General features: G+C 48.2%; 18 protein-coding genes. 14 read left to right on the top strand and 4 right to left on the bottom strand.

Annotation, left to right across the window (positions count from 1 at the left end):
* The first annotated feature begins 13 nt into the window (after positions 1 to 13).
* Complete coding sequence (tgt, locus tag HPY31_RS25065; protein WP_012685587.1) at positions 14 to 1,144, top strand: tRNA guanosine(34) transglycosylase Tgt; 1,131 nt, start codon at positions 14 to 16, stop codon at positions 1,142 to 1,144.
* A gap of 18 nt (positions 1,145 to 1,162) precedes the next feature.
* Positions 1,163 to 1,483, top strand: a complete 321-nt coding sequence (gene yajC, locus HPY31_RS25060) for a preprotein translocase subunit YajC (RefSeq protein ID WP_172142898.1) — start codon at positions 1,163 to 1,165, stop codon at positions 1,481 to 1,483.
* A 49-nt stretch (positions 1,484 to 1,532) separates the two neighbouring features.
* Here yajC and HPY31_RS25055 read toward each other — a convergent pair whose 3' ends face one another.
* Positions 1,533 to 1,940 carry a TIGR04086 family membrane protein gene (locus tag HPY31_RS25055; protein WP_012685589.1) on the bottom strand — a complete coding sequence of 136 codons (408 nt, stop codon included), beginning with the start codon at positions 1,938 to 1,940 and terminating at the stop codon, positions 1,533 to 1,535.
* A gap of 130 nt (positions 1,941 to 2,070) precedes the next feature.
* On the opposite strand from HPY31_RS25055, the gene corA reads away from it, so the two are divergent.
* Positions 2,071 to 3,048: a magnesium/cobalt transporter CorA gene (corA, locus tag HPY31_RS25050; RefSeq protein WP_007717563.1), complete on the top strand. Its 978-nt coding sequence runs from the start codon at positions 2,071 to 2,073 to the stop codon at positions 3,046 to 3,048.
* Positions 3,049 to 3,116: 68 nt separating this feature from the next.
* Positions 3,117 to 3,824 (top strand): DUF421 domain-containing protein, encoded by a 708-nt coding sequence (locus HPY31_RS25045; RefSeq protein ID WP_172142897.1) that lies wholly within the window; start codon positions 3,117 to 3,119, stop codon positions 3,822 to 3,824.
* Positions 3,825 to 3,833: 9 nt separating this feature from the next.
* Here HPY31_RS25045 and spoVB read toward each other — a convergent pair whose 3' ends face one another.
* Entirely contained in the window at positions 3,834 to 5,420 is a 1,587-nt protein-coding gene (gene spoVB / locus HPY31_RS25040; protein WP_172142896.1) for a stage V sporulation protein B, read from the bottom strand.
* 88 nt (positions 5,421 to 5,508) lie between these two features.
* Here spoVB and HPY31_RS25035 point away from each other — a divergent pair, with 88 nt between their 5' ends.
* The 8 genes from HPY31_RS25035 (at position 5,509) to HPY31_RS25000 (ending at position 14,732) form a co-directional block, all read left to right on the top strand.
* Entirely contained in the window at positions 5,509 to 5,745 is a 237-nt protein-coding gene (locus tag HPY31_RS25035) for a post-transcriptional regulator (RefSeq protein ID WP_172142895.1), read from the top strand.
* 185 nt (positions 5,746 to 5,930) lie between these two features.
* The gene (gene secD / locus HPY31_RS25030; RefSeq protein ID WP_016739229.1) at positions 5,931 to 7,169 is read left to right on the top strand and encodes a protein translocase subunit SecD; all 1,239 of its coding nucleotides are present in this window, start codon (positions 5,931 to 5,933) and stop codon (positions 7,167 to 7,169) included.
* Positions 7,159 to 8,076, top strand: a complete 918-nt coding sequence (secF, locus tag HPY31_RS25025) for a protein translocase subunit SecF (protein WP_172142894.1) — start codon at positions 7,159 to 7,161, stop codon at positions 8,074 to 8,076. Before secD ends, secF begins: the two co-directional genes overlap by 11 nt.
* Positions 8,077 to 8,240: 164 nt before the next feature.
* A complete protein-coding gene (gene recJ / locus HPY31_RS25020; protein WP_172142893.1) occupies positions 8,241 to 10,589 on the top strand; it encodes a single-stranded-DNA-specific exonuclease RecJ in 2,349 nt (782 codons plus the stop codon).
* A 12-nt stretch (positions 10,590 to 10,601) separates the two neighbouring features.
* The gene (locus tag HPY31_RS25015) at positions 10,602 to 11,114 is read left to right on the top strand and encodes an adenine phosphoribosyltransferase (RefSeq protein WP_016739232.1); all 513 of its coding nucleotides are present in this window, start codon (positions 10,602 to 10,604) and stop codon (positions 11,112 to 11,114) included.
* A 383-nt stretch (positions 11,115 to 11,497) separates the two neighbouring features.
* On the top strand, positions 11,498 to 13,669 hold the full coding sequence (locus HPY31_RS25010) for a RelA/SpoT family protein (RefSeq protein ID WP_016739234.1): 2,172 nt from the start codon (positions 11,498 to 11,500) through the stop codon (positions 13,667 to 13,669).
* Positions 13,670 to 13,720: 51 nt separating this feature from the next.
* A complete protein-coding gene (dtd, locus tag HPY31_RS25005; RefSeq protein WP_016739235.1) occupies positions 13,721 to 14,158 on the top strand; it encodes a D-aminoacyl-tRNA deacylase in 438 nt (145 codons plus the stop codon).
* 22 nt (positions 14,159 to 14,180) lie between these two features.
* Positions 14,181 to 14,732, top strand: a complete 552-nt coding sequence (locus HPY31_RS25000) for a short-chain dehydrogenase (protein WP_172142892.1) — start codon at positions 14,181 to 14,183, stop codon at positions 14,730 to 14,732.
* Between the two features lie 81 nt (positions 14,733 to 14,813).
* Here HPY31_RS25000 and HPY31_RS24995 read toward each other — a convergent pair whose 3' ends face one another.
* Together HPY31_RS24995 and HPY31_RS24990 are read right to left on the bottom strand one after the other, a co-directional pair.
* Positions 14,814 to 15,356, bottom strand: coding sequence for a DinB family protein (locus tag HPY31_RS24995; RefSeq protein ID WP_216675808.1), 543 nt, complete (start codon positions 15,354 to 15,356; stop codon positions 14,814 to 14,816).
* A 191-nt stretch (positions 15,357 to 15,547) separates the two neighbouring features.
* Positions 15,548 to 17,446 (bottom strand): N-acetylmuramoyl-L-alanine amidase family protein, encoded by a 1,899-nt coding sequence (locus HPY31_RS24990; RefSeq protein WP_172142891.1) that lies wholly within the window; start codon positions 17,444 to 17,446, stop codon positions 15,548 to 15,550.
* Positions 17,447 to 17,601: 155 nt separating this feature from the next.
* On the opposite strand from HPY31_RS24990, the gene HPY31_RS24985 reads away from it, so the two are divergent.
* Together HPY31_RS24985 and HPY31_RS24980 are read left to right on the top strand one after the other, a co-directional pair.
* The gene (locus HPY31_RS24985; protein WP_016739239.1) at positions 17,602 to 17,772 is read left to right on the top strand and encodes a hypothetical protein; all 171 of its coding nucleotides are present in this window, start codon (positions 17,602 to 17,604) and stop codon (positions 17,770 to 17,772) included.
* 107 nt (positions 17,773 to 17,879) lie between these two features.
* The gene (locus HPY31_RS24980; RefSeq protein ID WP_172142890.1) at positions 17,880 to 19,403 is read left to right on the top strand and encodes a coproporphyrinogen III oxidase; all 1,524 of its coding nucleotides are present in this window, start codon (positions 17,880 to 17,882) and stop codon (positions 19,401 to 19,403) included.
* Positions 19,404 to 19,615 lie beyond the last annotated feature (212 nt).

The raw sequence follows: 19,615 nt of genomic DNA, 5'->3' as shown, positions 1-19,615 counted from the left end.
GGAGTGCAAAGATTTGGCTGTACGCTACGAGTTAATCAAAACATGCAAACAAACTGGTGCACGTCTCGGTAAGCTACATACACCTCATGGGACGATTGACACCCCTGTCTTTATGCCTGTCGGAACACAAGCGACAGTAAAGACGATGAGCCCCGAGGAGTTAAAAGCGATTGGTGCGGGCATCATCCTTAGTAATACGTACCATTTGTTTCTTCGTCCAGGGCATGAAATTGTTCGCGAGGCAGGCGGATTGCACGGTTTTATGAATTGGGACCGTGCCATTCTGACTGATTCCGGCGGTTTTCAGGTATTTAGCCTTAGTAACCTCCGCAAGATCACGGAGGAAGGAGTATCCTTCCGTTCCCACCTAAACGGAGAGAAGCTGTTTATTGGTCCTGAAGAGGCGACACAGATTCAAAACGCGTTGGGTGCCGATATTTTCATGGCATTCGATGAGTGTGCTCCTTATCCTGCGGAGTACGACTACGTAAAAAAATCAATGGAGCGAACAACCCGCTGGGCAGAGCGTTGCCTGAAGGCGCATACTCGTCCAAACGAGCAAGCGTTGTTTGGGATCGTTCAAGGTGGAATGTTCAACGACTTGCGCGCACAAAGTGCACGAGATCTCGTTTCCATGGATTTCCCAGGATATGCGATCGGCGGTTTGAGCGTGGGAGAACCGTTTCCTTTGATGTACGAAGTGCTGGAGCATACCGTTCCACTGCTTCCGACAAGCAAAGCCCGCTATTTGATGGGGGTTGGTTCACCGGATGCTCTTATCGAGGGAGCGATCCGCGGCATCGACATGTTTGATTGTGTGTTGCCGACAAGAATTGCCCGCAATGGGACATGCATGACAAGCCAGGGAAGACTGGTCATCCGTAATGCAAAATACGCGCGCGACTTTACCCCGCTTGATCCAAATTGCGATTGCTACACCTGCAAAAATTACACACGTGCTTACATCCGACACCTGGTCAAGTCGGAGGAAACCTTTGGAATCCGATTAACTACTTACCATAACCTGCACTTCTTGGTGAAGTTAATGGAACAGGTGCGTCAGGCGATTGCCGAAGACCGCTTGCAAGATTTCCGCGACCAGTTTTTCGCTCAATATGGATTGGGTGAAGATAGATCTTTTTAATCGAGGGGGATTTTTTTCATGGATGGCTTGACTCAGTTTTTACCGATTATCATCATGTTTGCGATTTTTTACTTCTTGTTGATTCGTCCGCAACAAAAGAAGGCAAAACAACGCAACGCTATGCTTGGTGCTCTGAAAAAAGGCGACAAGATCGTAACAATCGGTGGAGTGCATGGAACGATCCAAGACCTGTCTGATGATACTGTTACGTTGCGTATTGCTCACAACGTAAACGTTACTTTCGATCGTGGAGCGATCAACAACGTAGCTGCTTCCAGCAACGAACCTGCTAAGACTGAACTAACGAAGAGCGAAGAAACAAAAGAAGAATCCAAATAATACATGCGAAAAGCAGGTGGGTGATCCACCTGCTTTTTTCTGTCTTGTTTTAGCGGCGTGGCTTGATAACTTTAGGTTTATGCTTGTTGTTGGAATTTGCTGAATTCACGCCGAGAATCCCGCCTAAGGCAGCCACTCCAAAAGCGCCGAACAAAAACAGAAAGGTTCCCCATTGCATCGGAGCGTCAAAGCCGAGGAAGCCAATCAAGAGAATGAAGAGAAAGTACGTGAGTCCGGTAAGTCCGCCATAATACCAGCCCTTGCCGCCGCAACGACGTCCAGTAACGTATCCCCCGACCAAGAGGGCAATGGCATTGATTACGTACGTAAAATAGGGCAGCGTGCCTTCTCGTATCGAGGTGAAGCTAAGGAGCAGGGTCGCGAGCAACGCTCCAATTAAAACAAGACATGTCGTATACAATAGACCGGTCAGTACAGAGGTGGATGCACTTCGCACGGTATGTACCCCCTTATTGGAAGTGTTTGTACATCTATATGAGAGGCTTGGCTCACGTATTCATCTTCGCGTTGAACATTGAAAGGAATTTTCGTATGATGGATGGGGAACGAGACGGGGGTGAGGAAGATTGATCAAAACGTACTTTTATAACCACTCTGAACAGAAGATGTTTCACGACGTTGATCTGGCAACGAAGGATCAATGGCTGAAATCACCAGAGGATTTGCTCTGGATCGATCTGTATGATGTGGGAAACAATGAACTGCCCTATATTGCCAAGATTTTCGACTTTCACCCGCTGGCAATTGAGGACTGCCTGCACGTCAGTCCACGTGCCAAGGTAGACAAGTACGATGACTACTATTTCTTCGTTTTTCACGCCCTGCGTTACAATGAAGAAAGTGACGACGAGATCACAACGGTAGAACTGAACGTTTTTCTCGGCCCTAACTACATCGTGACGATCCACAAGTCCCCGATGAATACCATCGGTCGGATCGCTGCCATGTGTCACCGCAACATTTCATACTTGAACAGAGGTCCTGACTATTTGCTGTATGCCATTGTAGACGGGATTACCGATGAATATTTTCCCATTATTGATCGGATTAGTGTGCGGATTGACGAGCTGGAGGACGAGATTTATGAACATCAGATGGAGGAAATTACCGAAGAGTTCCTGGCGTTGAAGCGAACGATTATTTTAATCAGGCGTGTGATCATGCCGCAAAAAAGAATTTTCGCGAACGTCAACGGCCGTTACTCCTTCGACATTTCCGAGGAAAACGTTCCGTTCTACACCGACCTAACAGACCACTTGGAACGGATTTCGGATTCAACGGAAACCTTCCGTGATCTGGTTAACGGTGCGTTGGATACGTACTACACCATCATTAGCGCCAAAACAACCGAGACGATGCGGGTTCTTACCATCATCTCCACAATCATCCTTCCGCTGACATTTATCACCGGACTATTCGGGATGAATACGTTCGCATGGCTGGGTGAAGAAGCAGAACCGTATATGCTGATCGTGGCACTCGTAATTATGCTAGCCATGACGTTTGCCATGCTTCACATTTTCCGCAAGCGAAAGTGGCTGTAATTGGTGCTAATACTTTCCCTGCCCCCTGTTGAACACTAGTATCAAATGTTCTTTGGGGGGCAGCGTAAGTGGATAATCTTACTATGGTGTTACTTCGCACCCTTTTCTCGTATTTTTTCCTCCTGATCTTAGTGCGGTTAATGGGAAAGCGGGAATTGGGAAAGCTGTCCGTTTTTGATGTGGTCATCTCGATTATGCTTGCAGAAATGGCTGCACTGGCGATTGAGGAAGTCGATAAGCCTGCTCTTCGGTTTTATTTGCCGATGCTGTTGATTGCCTTATTGGAAGTCGCCTTCGCTTATGTGTCATTAAAAAGCAAGAAATTCCGCGATACTGTGGACGGCTCTGCCGATTTGATTATAGAAAATGGGCAAATCAGGGAGCAGGCGATGCGCCGCAATCGCTTGAACATGGATGATTTGATGGTACACCTGCGGCAAAAAGACGTAAAAAACATTGCCGATGTTGAATTTGCGTTGTTGGAGCCAACCGGACAGATGAGTGTCTTTTTAAAGGAGCAAAAAGAAAAGGTTACGAGGGAAGATCTCGCGTTGATGAAAAAGCTACAGGTCGGTCCTGTCTCATACAAAGGCCTGCCCATCCCACTGATTCTCGATGGCAAGGTGCGAACGGAGGCATTGAGCAAGATCGGACAAAACGAGCTATGGCTGAAACGAGAAATCCGGAAATACGGAATCAAAGACATTCGAGAAGTTTCTTTTTGCAGCATTGACGAGCGTGGCATCATGTATTTGGACAAAAAAGACAAGCCGTAGCAATAAGTGCTAACGGCGAGGGAAGAATGCGGCGAGTTGTTCGCCGATCCACGGAATGCGACGGACGTCTTGCTTGCCCAAGACGCGCATGGCGATGAGTAGGACAATGTACAGCAACATGCTAATGAAGGTGCTTGCGGTCAATAGCTGTCCAATCGAAATGTCCGTAAACCAGTGCTTGGCAATGTAGGAACCGGAATAACCCATGAGCAGCATGGCAACCGCGATTTTGCCGAATTCCCGAAGGTCGACCGTAAAACCAATTTTTTTGATCAGGCTGGCGAAATGCAATAACGTCCCAAGCGTAATGCCGATATTAAGAGCAATGACAGCACCGTGAATGCCGAATGATGGATGTGCCGTGAAAAAAAACATGGCGACAGTTTTGATGATGGCACTGATCAGTGTATTTCGAAAGACGACCTGAGCGTAATCGAGACCTTGCAAAGCGGCGGCAAGAGGGGCTTGGAAAAACAGGAAGACGGAGAACGGTGCCAGCTCTTTTAGCAGCACGCCAACCTCCCGATACTCATTGCCGTAGAGCAGGACACATAAGGGTTCTGCAAAAATAGTGAGTAAGACGGTACAAGGTGCTCCAATGACGAGTGTAATCCGCATGGCTTGATAAATGCGGCGATGCACGAGTGGAGCATTTTTTTGATAGGCCGCTTCCGCTACGGCAGGAACGAGGGAAACGGACAAGGAATACGTTAAAAAAGTGGGGAAAAGCACCAAAGGAACGGCCATTCCAGCAAACTGCCCGTACAAGCTAGTAGCAGTCGAGGTGGTAAAGCCTGCAATAACGAGCGCGTACGGTACGAGCATCGGCTCAAGCACGTAAGCAATAGAGCCGATGATGCGGCTGAGCGTGACAGGGAGTGCGACATGGATGAGTTGCGACAAGCTCTTTTTGCTTGCTGAAACCGTCATGAGAAGAGGCTTATCTAGAAGCTGAGCTGCTGCTTTTTTGCTGCCTTTGCGATATTGCCAGAGAATGTACAAGAGTCCGGCGGCTTCTCCAAAAATAATACTGGCGACAGCCCCTGCTGTGGCGTACTCAATGCCTTCAGAAAGAAACGACATCGTCATGACAACGACCAGTGCCATTCGGACGACTTGCTCCACAAGTTGAGAGACGGCAGTAGGGATCATGTTTTGCTTGCCTTGGAAGTATCCTCGCAGGACAAGGGAAATGCCGGAAATCGGGATGACCGGAATGGCTGCAAGCAGAACAATGTGTGCACGAGGGTCAGCGAATAGCATTCCCGAAATCCATTGTGAGAACAAGAGAAGCAGGACGCAAATGAAGAGGCTAATCCCGCCGGCAACCGACAAGGCTAGTAACAAAAATCGGCGAGTCAGCCGCGGATTATTAGCTGCTTCCGTCTCTGCCACTTGCTTTGCAATGGCAACCGGAAGTCCGAATGTCGTCACAGTAATCAGAAAGTATAAAAGGGGCACAACCATCTGATAAAGCCCCATTCCTTCCGCTCCGATAATGCGCGACAACACGATCCTGTGAGCAAAGCCAAACACTTTGGTGATGCCACCAGCAATAATGAGGATGACCGTTCCGTAAAAGAAGGATTGTTTCATGGAAGGCTCCTTTGCAAGGATAAATTCACTCAGTAAAGAATATGGACGTGCCGCTGTCGGCATGACTACTTTGAGGGGGAAAATTGGGATGGACCAAGCGCAAAAACAGGAATGGTATGGGCAAGTCGTAAGTCTTTGTGTAAGCAAGGCAGAGGAATTTGCTCTTTTGGGGTACGATAACGTGGCGCCTGAAGACGTTTGGGAATGCGTCACGAACGGCTATAAAGAAATGCCACCGATACACCAGCTTGTCAACGACATTTTGTCCTTGAAGCCTAACAAGTACATGAATTACCTCATGATTCAAATGTACAAAAATTCTTAGTGATTTTATAGAAACTTCCGGCTGTCCTCTTCGTATACGTACATGTCGCGAAAAACGCAAGGGGTTGGTTACCATGGTTTACATTCCCAGCAATAATTGACACGTTTTTTTGTACTTCGTTATAATGGGCATATTGGTTTCTCGTCTAGGACGGGACCCTGTTAGGAAAGAGGGGTATTACTACTATGGTTAAATGGGGAAGATTCCTCCTGTTTCTGGTCGTTGTAGGGCTTTTGGCTACGCTTGTAGCAACTACGACCAAGCAGGTGGCAGGAAACATCACACTCGGTCTGGACCTGCAGGGCGGGTTTGAGATTCTGTATGAGGTAGAGCCTCTCGAGGCTGGGCACAAAGTTGATATCGAGCTTTTGAAATCAACAGCTCACATGATTGAAAGACGGATTAACATCGGTGGCGTAGCTGAGCCAGTCACCACTACCGAATTGCCAAACCGGATTCGTGTTCAAATCGCATCACAATCAGCGGATCAGGACAAGCTTCGGGAGTTGATCGGGAAGCCTGCTCATCTGACATTCCGTGATGAAAATGGCAAGATTATGTTGCAGGGAAGTGACTTGGCTCCAAACGGGGCAGCAGTTGGTTATGACGACCTGAAACGCCCGCTCGTTACCCTGAAATTCTCTGACCCGAAGAAGCTAGAAGAAGCTACACGTGCAAACCTGCACAAGCCAATGGCGATCTTTTTGGATGAGACGATGCAAACTAATCCGACCATTCAATCGGTCATCTCTGGTGGCAGCGCGCAAATTACTGGAAATTACACACAGGAATCCGCACAAGAATTGGCTGATCTGCTGAATTCCGGTGCGATGCCAGCCAAACTGATTGAGAAGCAAGTAACCTCCGTGGGTGCTTCCTTGGGAACTCTGGCTCTGGAGAAAACCATGTATGCAGGGTATATCGGTGCTGCGCTGATCTTTATTTTCATGCTAGTTGTTTACCGTATGCCAGGTATGATTGCAAACATTACCTTGGCTGGATTTACCTATTTTTGTATGGTTGTACTCGACTGGATGCATGCAACGCTGACGCTGCCAGGTATTGCTGGATTTATTTTGGCTGTAGGGATTGCCGTGGATGCCAACATCATTACCTATGAGCGCATCCAGGAAGAAATCCGTTCTGGCAAGACAGTCCTCTCTGCCTTCCGTGCAGGGGAACGCCGTTCCTTGATTACGATTATCGATGCTCATGTGACGACACTGATTGCAACGGGCGTTCTGTTTTTCTTCGGGACGAGCTCCGTACAAGGCTTCGCTGTTGTATTAGCGATGACGATTATCGTAAGTATCATTACCAACGTGTTTGGGTCCCGCTTCCTCCTCTGGCTGGTTGTCCGTTCCAACATGTTTAAAAAGCCGTTCTGGTTCGGGGTAAAGGAGAGTGAGATCCGTGAGCTATGATAAAGACCATACTGTAATCAGATTTGACATCGTGAAAAATCGCAGGAAGTTTTTCATCGCTTCCTCTGTGATTATTATCATCGGCCTTCTGTTTACGCTATTTCAAGGTCTTCACCTTGGCGTTGACTTCAAGGCAGGAACTCGCTTAGATATGTTCATTGGAAAAACATTCAATCCGACAGATGTAGAAGAAGTGATCAAAAAAGAGGTTCCTAATGTGAATTTCAGTAAGGTCACTCCGTATGGTGAAAATCAAGCCTACACACGTTTTGACCAAACCATTTCATCCGACACACTGATGAAAATGGAAATGGCTCTCAAAGCAAAATACGGTGAGCAGGTCTCGAAGCAGGTTTCGTCGGTTGATCCGAGTATTGCGCAAGAGATGGTGCAAAAAGCGGCGATTGCGGTTTCAATTGCTGCTGTGGGAATTGCCATCTACATCGCGATCCGCTTCCAATGGCTGTTCGGTATTGCATGTGTCGTGGGGCTTGCGCATGACGTGTTTATTCCGATTGCGTTGTTCTCTATCCTCGGGTTGGAGGTAGACATTACCTTTATCGCCGCGCTTCTGACGATTTTGGGTTACTCGATTAACGATAAAATCGTTATTTTTGACCGGATTCGGGAGAACTTGAGAACGATGAAATCCAAGACAATTCCTGAACTGGAACATCTGGTGAACGTGTCACTGTGGCAAACGATGCGTCGTTCTGTATACACGGTAGCGACTGTATTCTTCACAGCTCTTGCACTGGCTGTTTTGGGAAGCGAGAGCATCCAGAACTTCTCCTTGGCCCTGCTGTTCGGTCTGGTGAGTGGTACGTATTCCTCTATCTTTATTGCAGCCCAAGTATGGGTGAATTTGAAAGAACGGAATATGAAAAAGAAGAAAGAAGTAATGTAACGGTGGACGAAACCGCAGGTGAACCCTGCGGTTTTTCTATTCTCTGTTTCTGTATTTGCCGCAGTTTGAAGCCGTATGAGAGTTTTGCATAAAACGGTATGTTTTATGCAGTTGTCAGCTTCCTGCTCCATCCACTATAATGAATGAGGATTGGAGGAAAGCCCATGCTGAAAGCGAAAACACGCTGGAAACTGGCCACCTATGATGAGCAGCTTGCTGCTAGTATCGCCGCAGATTGCCAGCTTACTCCGCTCGTATCCAAGCTACTGGTGATACGTGGCATTGATACATCACAAAAGGCTCGTGATTTTTTACAAGCCGGTCCAGAATTGTTTCATGACCCTTTCTTGCTGGATGGAATGGAACAAAGCGTGCATCGCATTCAACAAGCCATTCAAAGGCAAGAACCGATTTGCATATACGGCGATTACGACGCCGATGGGGTTAGCTCCACATCGCTAATGGTACATCTACTGCGCCAACTCGGCGCTGTTTTTGACTACTACATTCCCAACCGTTTTACAGAAGGGTATGGGTTACATAAAGACGCCTTGGCGCATCTGCATCAAAGCGGCTATAAACTGATCATCACTGTTGATACAGGGATCAGTGCAGTCGAACAGGTAGCGTACGCGAACCAGTTGGGTCTTGACGTCATTGTAACCGACCATCACGAACCTCCGGCAGTCATCCCGGAGGCATTTGCTGTGATTAACCCCAAGAAGCCTGGTTGTTCGTACCCGTTTGATATGTTGGCGGGAGTCGGGGTCGCCTTTAAAGTAGGGCATGCCTTGCTGAAGGAGCCGCCTCTGCATTTGGCTGATTTGGCTGCATTGGGGACGATAGCGGATCTGGTGCCGTTGGTAGATGAAAATCGCATTCTTGCTCGAGCAGGATTAAAGCGCTTAAATCATACAAGGAACCTTGGTCTGCAAGCCTTAATTCGAGTTTGTGGGTTGGCCGATACTGAGCTGTCGGCGGGACATGTAGGCTTTGCGCTTGGACCGCGTCTGAATGCGAGTGGAAGGCTGGAGACGGCTGAATCCGCTGTGAAACTGCTGACGACTTCGGATATGGACGAAGCAGAGAAATGTGCCCAGGCGCTGGATGACTTAAACCGGGAACGTCAGGAAATCGTCGCAGCGATGACTGAGGAAGCTGTCCAGATGGTGAATGAGCTGTATCCGCCAGACCAGAACAATGTTCTCGTTCTGGCTAAAGAAGGCTGGAACGTGGGCGTGGTAGGGATTGTAGCTTCCCGATTGGTTGAGCTTTTTTACCGTCCAACGATTGTGCTTGGCATCGATCCGGAAAAAGGAACGGCAAAAGGCTCGGCGAGGAGCATTGCAGGTTTTGATATGTATGAAGGTTTGACTGCTTGCAAGGAATGGCTACCGCACTATGGCGGTCATACAATGGCAGCGGGGATGACCTTGCCTGTAGAAAATCTCGACTTATTACGCCAAAAATTGAACGAGCTCGCTGGAGAGTGGTTGTCCACCGAAGACTTCACACCGATGACCAAAGTGGACGTTGCGATGAGTATGGAAGAGATCAGCTTGACCGCAGCGGAGCAACTCGAACAGCTCGCCCCATATGGTATGGGGAATCCAACACCGCTCGTTTTGTTAGAAGAAGTAGAAACACAAGGGATGCGCACCATTGGGCGAGATGACAATCATTTGAAGTGTACATTGAACAAAGCGGGAACCTCTTTGGATGCAATTGGCTTCAACTGGGCACATGTAACAAAGAGAGTAACGCCCAAGGCACGTTTTCACGTATTGGGAGAATTGTCTGTAAACGAATGGAACGGAAATCGAAAGCCTCAGCTGACGATCCGTGATTTGTCTGTTGGACACCAGCAAGTGTTTGACTGGCGAGGCAGTCGAGACAAGATAGAGAAATGGCAGCAAGTGATGACGGAGTCCAATTCGGTGACGATTCTGTTTCGCGAGGAAAGCTATGAGCCATTGGCAGCGAAGGCGACAAGCGATCAGGTGAATTCCTTGATCGTGGTTGGTCGAGAGGGGACGAATATCACAGCCTCTTCCAACGTGATTTTGTATGATTTGCCGACGCGCCGTTCCGAATTGGAAGTGGTTCGTGTCTTGCTCAAACAAGCGGAGCGCATATACTGTTTGTTTGGTGATCCGGATTTAGGAATGGAGCGGCTTTCCTGTCCGGGCCGGGATCATTTTAAACAGTTGTACCAGTTTTTCGTGCAAGTGCCAACTGTTAAAAAAATCCATATGGATGCATTGGCCAGAAAGCTGCAATGGAAAAGAAATCTATTGGACGGCATGATCGCCATTTTTATGGAGCTAGAGTTTTTAGCGGAGGAGGCCGAGCAGTACACGCTGCAGGTCAACACTGCCAAAAGGCCACTCGAGAGCTCTGTGCTCTATGCGAATTGGAAGGAAGAGGCACAGCTCGCGACGGATTTATTACTTTCTTCTTCCGATGCAATGATTCAAGCGCTTCATCAATTGGTGGAACCAACCACCGTTTAGGAGGAATTTTTCATGGATTTTAAACAATATATTCGTGTTATCCCAGATTTTCCACAGCCAGGTATTCGTTTCAAGGACATCACTACTCTCTTGAAGGATGGCCCTGCTTACAAAGCTGCGATCCAAGACTTGGCTGTCTTCGCTCGTGAAGTACAAGCAGACGTAATTGCGGGTCCAGAAGCTCGTGGATTCGTAGTAGGTGCGCCATTGTCGTACGAAATGGGAATTGGATTTATACCGATCCGCAAGTCTGGCAAGCTGCCATATGAATCCATCAAGGCGAATTACGACCTGGAGTATGGAAAAGATGCGCTGGCTGTACACGTAGATGCTATCCAACCAGGTCAGCGTGTTCTGATTGCAGACGATTTGCTGGCTACAGGTGGAACCATTGAGACAACAATCAATTTGATTGAGCAACTCGGTGGCAAAGTAGTAGGAGCGGCCTTCTTCATCGAACTCTCCTACTTGGATGGACGTAGCAAAATAGGTGAAATTCCTATCAAATCGCTCGTTCAATATTAATTGATGCAACAAGGGAAAACGGGTGAGATGCCCGTTTTTTTCTTTTTTCTACCGCTGTACATACTTTACAGGGGAATTCAGCTTTACAAGACGAACGACATACAAGATAATAGTATGAAATAGACAGACATGATACGTGCAAGTAAGCCTTCGCCTGCGGCAAAAGACTTGGCAACGCCCAAGTTTTCTAGACGTATAGGAAAGTTCAAGTGCTTCACAGTGCGAAATGCGTCCAGGCTTAAACTTTCCGGAGCGCATCACGAAGTGCCCCAGCGTCTGCTTCCGGCAATACTTCGGTGAAACTTTCCGCTATAATGCGGTCGCTCCTCCGTGAGAAGGCCTCGATCGAGGTTATTTTACTGAGAGGATAAGGGAAGGGAACTATGATTACCGGCATTGATGAGATAGTAAAAAAAGCAAGCACCTATTTATCACAAACGGATATGGACCTGATTACACGTGCCTATCAGCTAGCCGAAAAAGCGCATGAAGGGCAAATACGCAAATCAGGCGTTCCTTACATTATGCACCCAATCGCCGTGGCGGGTATTCTTGCAAACCTGCACATGGATGCCGTTACGATTGCGGCTGGATTTTTGCATGATGTCGTGGAAGATACCGAGATTACGCTTGATCATCTCCGTGAGCAGTTCGGACCGGATGTAGCTCTCCTGGTAGATGGAGTGACCAAGCTGGAAAAAATTAAATACAAGTCCAAAGAAGAGCAGCTCGCCGAAAACCACCGTAAGATGCTGGTTGCCATGGCACAGGACATCCGCGTCATCATGATCAAGCTGGCAGACCGTCTGCACAACATGAGGACACTTCGGCACATGTCCGAGGAGAAGCAACGCGAGATTTCCGATGAAACGCTGGAAATCTTTGCGCCACTTGCCCATCGCTTGGGGATCGCTTCCGTCAAATGGGAATTGGAAGATACGGCGCTTCGGTATTTGAATCCGCAACAGTATTATCGGATTGTGAATTTGATGCAAAAGAAACGGGTGGAGCGCGAAGCCTACCTGAATGAAGCATCGGATACGATCAGAGAAAAGCTGGGCGAGTTAAACATCGAGGCTGAAATTTCGGGACGTCCGAAGCATATCTACAGCATCTTTAAAAAGATGACGAGACAAAACAAGCAGTTCAACGAGATTTATGATCTGCTTGCGTTGCGAATCATCGTGAATGACATCCGCGACTGTTATGCGGTTCTCGGTATCGTGCATACCCTGTGGAAGCCGATGCCAGGCCGATTCAAAGATTACATTGCCATGCCAAAGACGAACATGTACCAATCGCTTCATACCACAGTGATTGGGCCAAAAGGTGAGCCATTGGAAGTGCAAATCCGCACGTGGGATATGCACCAGACAGCAGAGATCGGGATCGCGGCTCACTGGGCGTACAAGGAAGGCAAAAGCATCGTGCAAGGCTCTTTTGCAGAGAAGCTGGGTAGTCTGCGGGAGATTATCGAAGGTGGATCGGAAGAAGCTCCGAACGCGCAAGAGTTCATGGAGAGTCTCAAGCAGGATCTTTTCTCCGATACGGTTTTCGTCTTCACGCCAAAAGGCGATGTAGTCGAGTTGCCAAAAGGCTCTGTACCGCTAGACTTCTCCTATCGGATTCACTCTGCCGTTGGAAACAGAACGATTGGCGCCAAGGTGAACGGCAAGATTGTACCGCTAGACTATGCGATGAAAACAGGCGATATCGTCGAAATCCTGACGTCCAAGCATTCCTACGGTCCTAGTCAGGACTGGCTCAAGATGGCCAAATCCGCGCATGCTCGCAATAAAATTAAGCAGTGGTTTAAAAAAGAGAAGCGGGAAGAGAACGTCGCCAAAGGTCAGCAAATGGTGGAAGCAGAGATCAAGTCGCGCAGCTTTGACGTAAAAGAAGCGATGACGGAAACGAACCTGAAGGAAGCGGCAGCCCGGTTTAATTTCCAAGGGGCAGAAGACATGTTTGCCGCAGTCGGCTATGGCGGCATTACGGCATCGCAAATTGCGACTCGTCTCCTAGACAAACTCCGTCGGGAGCGCGAAGAACAAAACCCGACCATTCCTGAGGTCAAACCGAATCCAGCAAATCGCTCTGCCAAGAGTGAGTCTGGCGTGAAAGTTCGTGGCCTGGATAATTTGCTCGTCCGTATTTCTCGTTGCTGTACACCTGTCCCAGGCGACCAGATTATCGGTTTCATCACGAGAGGTCGTGGGGTATCGGTGCATCGACTAGACTGTCCAAACGTACTGACTGACGAATGTACAGAGCGTCTGATTGATGTCGAATGGGATACCGATTTCAAACATAATTTCCATGTAGAGATCGAGATCACGGGCAATGATCGGAGCGGACTGTTAAACGATGTATTGCAGGTTGTGGCTGAAACCAAGACGAATATTGCGGCTGTCAGTGGCAAGTCCGATAAAAATCGAGTCGCTACGATTCATATGACCATCTCGATTAGCAATGTGGATCATCTGTTGAAAGTAGTAGAGCGCATTAAGCGCATCAAAGATATTTATTCGGTTCGCCGGATACTGAGCACCTGATCCCTCGTGGATTGGGTGTTCTTGTTTAGCGAAGAGGAAGGATGAGTCAGTGTGAGAGTTGTCGTACAAAGAACGAGAGAAGCGAGTGTGACTGTAGCAGGAGAGATTGTCGGACAAATTGATCACGGCTTAATGCTACTGGTAGGAATTACGCATGAAGACACAGAAAAAGAAGTAGAATTTGTCGCAGACAAAATTGCGAACTTGCGTATTTTTGAAGACGAGGAAGGCAAAATGAACTTCTCTGTTTTAGACAAGGGTGGTCAAATTTTGTCCGTATCTCAGTTTACGCTGTATGGCGATTGTAGAAAGGGCAGAAGACCCAACTTTATGGCTGCCGCACGACCGGAGCTAGCTGAACCGCTGTACGAGCTGTTTAACGCCAAGCTGCGGGAAAAAGGGCTCCAGGTGGAAACAGGACGCTTTGGTGCAATGATGGACGTGCGTTTGTTAAATGATGGTCCTGTCACATTGATTGTGGAATCGTAAACACAGCCAAGGGGATGAAAACATGACGCAAGAAGCATTGGTGATCGGTGCGAGTGGCATGCTTACAGAGGTTTCCCGATGGCTGGCTCACCAAGGTTATCAAGTAACCGTGCTTGGGCGTGATCCAGTCAAATTAAGTCGTATCAGAGACGGTTCCATTCATCCTGAGTCGATTCATTTGCTGTCTCAAGACTATTATCAGACAGACAGCTTGCGGCAGTCTATGGCCGAGCTCGTAGAGAAGAGAGGGCCAATGGATGTGGTTGTCGCGTGGATTCATTCGACTGCACCGCAGGCACTCTCTGTGATCGTGGAAGAACTGTCACGTCCTGAGAAGCACTGGCAATTGCTGCATGTGTGTGGGAGCGGTGCTTGGAAAAATTCACCGACAAAGCCTACATCAGAAGTTTGTATATATCGACGGGTCATCCTCGGTTTTACATGCGCAGGTGAGCATTCACGCTGGCTGACGAATGATGAGATTGCGGCTGGGGTGGTTGAGGCTCTGCAAACAACTGAACAACAAATAATCGTCGGTCAGGTCGAGCCGTGGGAAAAACGCCCGGCTTATTAATCCACTTCGAAATAGCGAAGTCAAAAAACAAAAAACGATTGCATTCGGCAATCGTTTTTGTCGTTTCAGTACGAAATCGGGTCAGTGAATGTAATTGGCTGTAGGGAGGATCAGATTTTTGCCAATCAGGTTCGCAGAAATCGGCTTTTTCCCGACTTCTCGTGCCCATATCGATAGCTGTCCGATATGGTGGATTTCATGAGCGATCATGTGCCGCATAATTTCACCCCATGTGTACGTAGCGATGCTGCCGTCTGGTTTCGTATCTTGAAAGGCTCTTGTTTCCATGCTTTCATCCCAATTGCGCAAAAATTGAAGCACATCCGGGCGAAAAGTCACCTCCAGCTCACAAACCTTTTCCAAGCGATTGTAAAGGTTGAAGCTTTCTTGAAAATCAGGCCTTCCCAGCATGACTTGAATCCAGCTCCACTCTACATCAATGACATGGAACAGGGTATGCAAAATCCCCCCGACACCTCCGATGCGCGGACGAAGCAATTCTTCTATCGGAACATCCTCACACCATTTCAGCCATTCTTCACGAACAATCCAATTGTACTCAAACAAGGTTTTAATAGAAATCACTCCATTTTCAAAGGTTAACTTTTGATCACCTGCGTCCATACCGTGCGATTACTGTTATTGTGATTGTTTTTCATCCGTCATCACTCCTTTCGATGCCTTATCATATTCGCAAATCCTTTGGGAATTCCTGCCTGTCTTGTCTTGATGCGATCAGATGCGCCATAAAAGAAACCCCCATACGAGAGAGCTCGAGACAGCTTCTTTCGCCTGGGGGTTTTGTAAGAGAGGGATTAACCTCCTTGATTGCTTTGTGTATTAAAGTACTGGACAATCCCTTTGAACAGACCTTCTGCGGCAAGATCCTGCTGTTTCTCGGAACGTGCGCGAATCTCATCGTTGTAGTTGGATAAGAAGGAAATCTCGGCCAAAATGGATGGCACCGGGTTTTCGCGTAGAACGAAATAGTTTCCGTACCGATAATTCATGTCCTTGTAGCTCGTCGCTTTCACCAGTTCTGTTTGAACGAGGGAGGCGAGCTTGCTTGAGTTACCTTGGCTGTAGTAGAAAATAATCGAGCCATTCGTTGCAGAGTTTGGATGCGTATTATGATGGACGCTGACAAAAATATCAGCCTGATTTTGAATCGCGATGTCGACGCGCTGTTGCAGGGTCAGTTTGCGATCATCAGCCCGTGTCATGATGACTTTGGCACCTGCTGCTTCCAACTTGTTGCGCAGGAGCAGAGAAACTTGCAGATTGACCGTTTTCTCTAAAGTAGAGAAGCTGGAGCCAGTCGAACCACCATCTGTGCCACCATGTCCAGCATCGACGACGATGACTTTACCGGCAAGATCATTACTGCGTACCACTGCTGGCGCACCGTTAGCTGAAACGAGCCAGCCTGCAATGTAGCCTGTGGAGCCGTCAGGGAAGTTTACTTGGAACCACTCGCCTGATTTATTGGCAATCCCGTATTTCTCGCCAGGTTGCACCTGTTTGATAACAGCGTGATCGGTACTCGGACCAGAACGAACATTGGTATCTGGATTCATGACCGTCACGTATGGGCCACTCGGAGTAGGCATGCTTGGTTGGTCCACCGTAATGTGCTGGCCTGCCACCCAGCCAGTTTTTCCGTCCGCCGCTTTGATGCGGTACCAGTCTCCTTGTCTCTCCAAAACAGTCAGCTTGCTTCCGACGGGAAATGTAGTTTGAATGGCACTGCTTGTGTTCGGTTCACTGCGCAGATTCAATCCGTCCGTTTTTACTGTGGCGGTTTGACTGGAAGAGGACGGTTGTCCAGTCTGAGGTTGCGTGTTCCCATTTCCATTTTCAGGAAGGGTCGGCTGACCTGTGTCCGGATTGGTTTGATCGGTGGAGAGCCAAGCATTGACTCCATCGTAAGGGAATTGAATCCAACCATTTTGTCTGTTCAAGACCGTGATTTTCTCGCCCGCATGTAGTTGACCGATGGCAGGTGTACTGGCATCTGGCGTGGCGTATACGTACGGAGCGAAATCCAAGGTTAGGCTGGTTCCTTGTAGTGCAGGAGGCTTCGGTTGTGAGCCAGTGCCCGCTGGATTGGTCGTTGGGGGCGTACTACCTGTAGAGGGAGGAGAAACTGCTTGTCCCGTACCTACTTCTTTTACAAGCCAGTTTGCGACCCAGCCTTTTGTTCCTGCATTGAGTTGAATTTGGAGCCATTCGCCACTCGTTTGCACGATGGGGTAGCGTGTTCCTGGATTGATGGTTTGTACGACTGCATATGTCTGTCCGGGTCCAGAACGAACATTGAGATTCGTTGTGGTGCTCTCCACTTGCTTGGCAGATACAGTTGCTGGTTTCGCTGGTTTCTGTTGCTGTTGCTGTGTGCTGACGAGCCAGTTCGCTACCCAACCGCTTTGACCGTTCGGAAGCTTTACTTGAATCCAGTCATTTTTAGTGGAGATGACGGGCAGCACAGTTTTGTTCGGCAGTGAAGTAACGATAGCGTCTTGGAGGCTGGGACCTGAACGGACATTGAGCTTGTCCACGGTGACCTGAACAGAACCGGCGGCCCAGGCTGCAGAAACGGGGAGGGAAATGGCACAGACGACAGTCAGGAGACTCATCAGGATCTTTTGACGAACAAACACGATAGACATCCTTTCCGAAATACCTAGCTTTTTAAATTCATTGCGCTCTTGCATGTTTTTGCCAAAATAATCACTTCGCTATTTCTCCTGCTTTTTCCTGCAAAATACGACAAGGTTCTGCATAGGTTCCCTGATTGCTTTTCAGCTGGCAAGGCAATACTAGATTTTACTAGATGCTAGCGCACGCAGCTTTTCAGGAGGAATTTATCGTGAGACAGTCAAAGAAGGAAACATTCGCGCAAGGATTGAATCGGCAGTTTTTGTCTGTTGATTTTCAAGACGATTTAGAGAAAGAAACGTCACTACAAAATGCGGAAATGGCCCAAGATTTTCATCCGGGCTTACGAGATATTCAACACCCCCGGCAAAAACGGACATAACCGTTTTTGTCACCTTGCACACGATGCCACAACTTGTCTAGTTGACCCGAGTAATTCTCGTCGGCTATGATGAGGAGTGGCATTTTTGAAAAAAGCAGGTGAACTCCATGATACAGATGATATGTGAGGGACACGCATTCGAGCGGGAACTCTCCTTAATTCTCGCGTTATTTTATGAAGATCCAGCGCTCACTTTTGTGCCCGAGTGGACAGATGAGGCTGATTTGAAAATCAAGCTGGCATTGACCGTGCGTGATAATGGAGTCGTAGCTTCGGGAGAGTTATACGATGGCAAGCGAAGCATCTCCCATCAGGTGGAGCGAGACTACGTAGCACGTGATGAGAAAGCGATGAAAAAGACGGCCAAGCAAGCGCTATGCTATGCGCTGTTATTGATGCTGGAAGAATACACGGCCATGGAGCAAGGCTGGGGAATTTTGACCGGGATACGCCCGACGAAACTGTTGCATCAGTTGAACGCCGCTGGTGTAGACAGACAGGAAGCACACAAGAAATTGCAACAGGATGTGATTTTGCGTCCATACAAGCTAAAGCTTTTGCAAGAAATCGTAGATAAGCAGCTGAACGTCGTGCCTGATTTGTATCAGATTGACCGCGAGCTATCGGTCTATATCGGAATCCCATTTTGTCCGACGAAGTGTGCGTACTGTACGTTTCCTGCTTACGCGATTCGCAGTCATACGGCTTCGGTTAATCCGTTTCTTGAAGGTCTCCATTACGAGATGGAGCGGATGGGGGAGTGGCTTCGGGCGAATGACCAACGGATCACGTCCATTTATTTCGGAGGCGGAACCCCTACGAGTATTACCGCAGATGACATGAATCAGCTGTTTGAGACGATGCATCGTTCGTTTCCACACATGGGAGATGTGCGTGAGTTGACGGTTGAGGCGGGAAGACCCGACACGATTACACGCGAAAAGCTCGATGTCATGAAGCGGTGGGAAGTAGATCGGATCAGCATTAACCCACAGTCGTTTACGCAGGAGACGCTCCAGGCAATCGGACGTCACCACACCGTCGAAGAGACGATTGAGAAATACCATCTGGCTATGGAGATGGGCTTGACAAATATTAATATGGACCTGATCATCGGGCTGCCAAACGAAGGCGTAGCCGAGCTGGCACACAGTCTCCAAGAGGTAGAAAAACTAATGCCTGCCTCGCTGACGGTGCATACGCTGTCTTTCAAGAGAGCATCTGAGATGACGCAAAACAAAGACCGCTATAAGGTCGCCAGTCGCGAAGAAATTAGTAAGATGATGGAGATGGCTTCCGATTGGACAGCAGCGAACGGTTATGACCCGTACTATTTATATCGTCAGAAAAACATTTTGGGAAATCTGGAGAATGTCGGGTATGCCAAGCCAGGGCAGGAAAGCATCTACAATATCATGATCATGGAAGAGGTACAAACCATCCTTGGTCTCGGCTGTGGGGCGGTATCCAAGCTGATGGCTCCAGGAAGTGGCAAGCTGACGCGCTTTCCGAACCCCAAGGACCCGAAAACGTACAATGACACGTACAAGGTTCTGGTTGAAAACAAGCTCCGTGATTTGGATGAAATCTATACGGGTGCGAGAACGGCTGGACAGGTATCTGGCAAGTAAGTGATGGATATACTGTTGATTAATAAAAAAAGTTTTATTTAAGCGCCTGTTGACGGCTGTTGGCGGGTTTGCTATGATTCACATTAAGCTTTTTTATTGAATAAGAAATGATCTGATGACGGGAACAAGTATCCAGGAACCGGATGCCCAGAGAGAAAGCGCCGTGGCTGAGAGTGCTTTCGTATTACGGCTTGGTGAATGACATCCCTGAA

Source organism: Brevibacillus sp. HB1.3, from assembly GCF_013186635.1.
GTDB classification, from domain to species: Bacteria; Bacillota; Bacilli; order Brevibacillales; family Brevibacillaceae; genus Brevibacillus; species Brevibacillus brevis_D.
This window is presented reverse-complemented; position numbering and strand designations above follow the sequence as displayed.

Bases quoted from the DNA above. Each gene is read 5' to 3' on its own strand.
- HPY31_RS24980 (WP_172142890.1), top strand. From the start codon at position 17,880: ATGATACAGATGATATGTGAGGGACACGCATTCGAGCGGGAACTCTCC.
- spoVB (WP_172142896.1), bottom strand. From the start codon at position 5,420: ATGAAACAATCCTTCTTTTACGGAACGGTCATCCTCATTATTGCTGGT.
- HPY31_RS25010 (WP_016739234.1), top strand. From the start codon at position 11,498: ATGATTACCGGCATTGATGAGATAGTAAAAAAAGCAAGCACCTATTTA.
- HPY31_RS25035 (WP_172142895.1), top strand. From the start codon at position 5,509: ATGGACCAAGCGCAAAAACAGGAATGGTATGGGCAAGTCGTAAGTCTT.
- HPY31_RS24990 (WP_172142891.1), bottom strand. From the start codon at position 17,446: ATGCAAGAGCGCAATGAATTTAAAAAGCTAGGTATTTCGGAAAGGATG.
- yajC (WP_172142898.1), top strand. From the start codon at position 1,163: ATGGATGGCTTGACTCAGTTTTTACCGATTATCATCATGTTTGCGATT.
- HPY31_RS25015 (WP_016739232.1), top strand. From the start codon at position 10,602: ATGGATTTTAAACAATATATTCGTGTTATCCCAGATTTTCCACAGCCA.
- HPY31_RS24995 (WP_216675808.1), bottom strand. From the start codon at position 15,356: ATGGACGCAGGTGATCAAAAGTTAACCTTTGAAAATGGAGTGATTTCT.
- recJ (WP_172142893.1), top strand. From the start codon at position 8,241: ATGCTGAAAGCGAAAACACGCTGGAAACTGGCCACCTATGATGAGCAG.
- HPY31_RS25000 (WP_172142892.1), top strand. From the start codon at position 14,181: ATGACGCAAGAAGCATTGGTGATCGGTGCGAGTGGCATGCTTACAGAG.
- secD (WP_016739229.1), top strand. From the start codon at position 5,931: ATGGTTAAATGGGGAAGATTCCTCCTGTTTCTGGTCGTTGTAGGGCTT.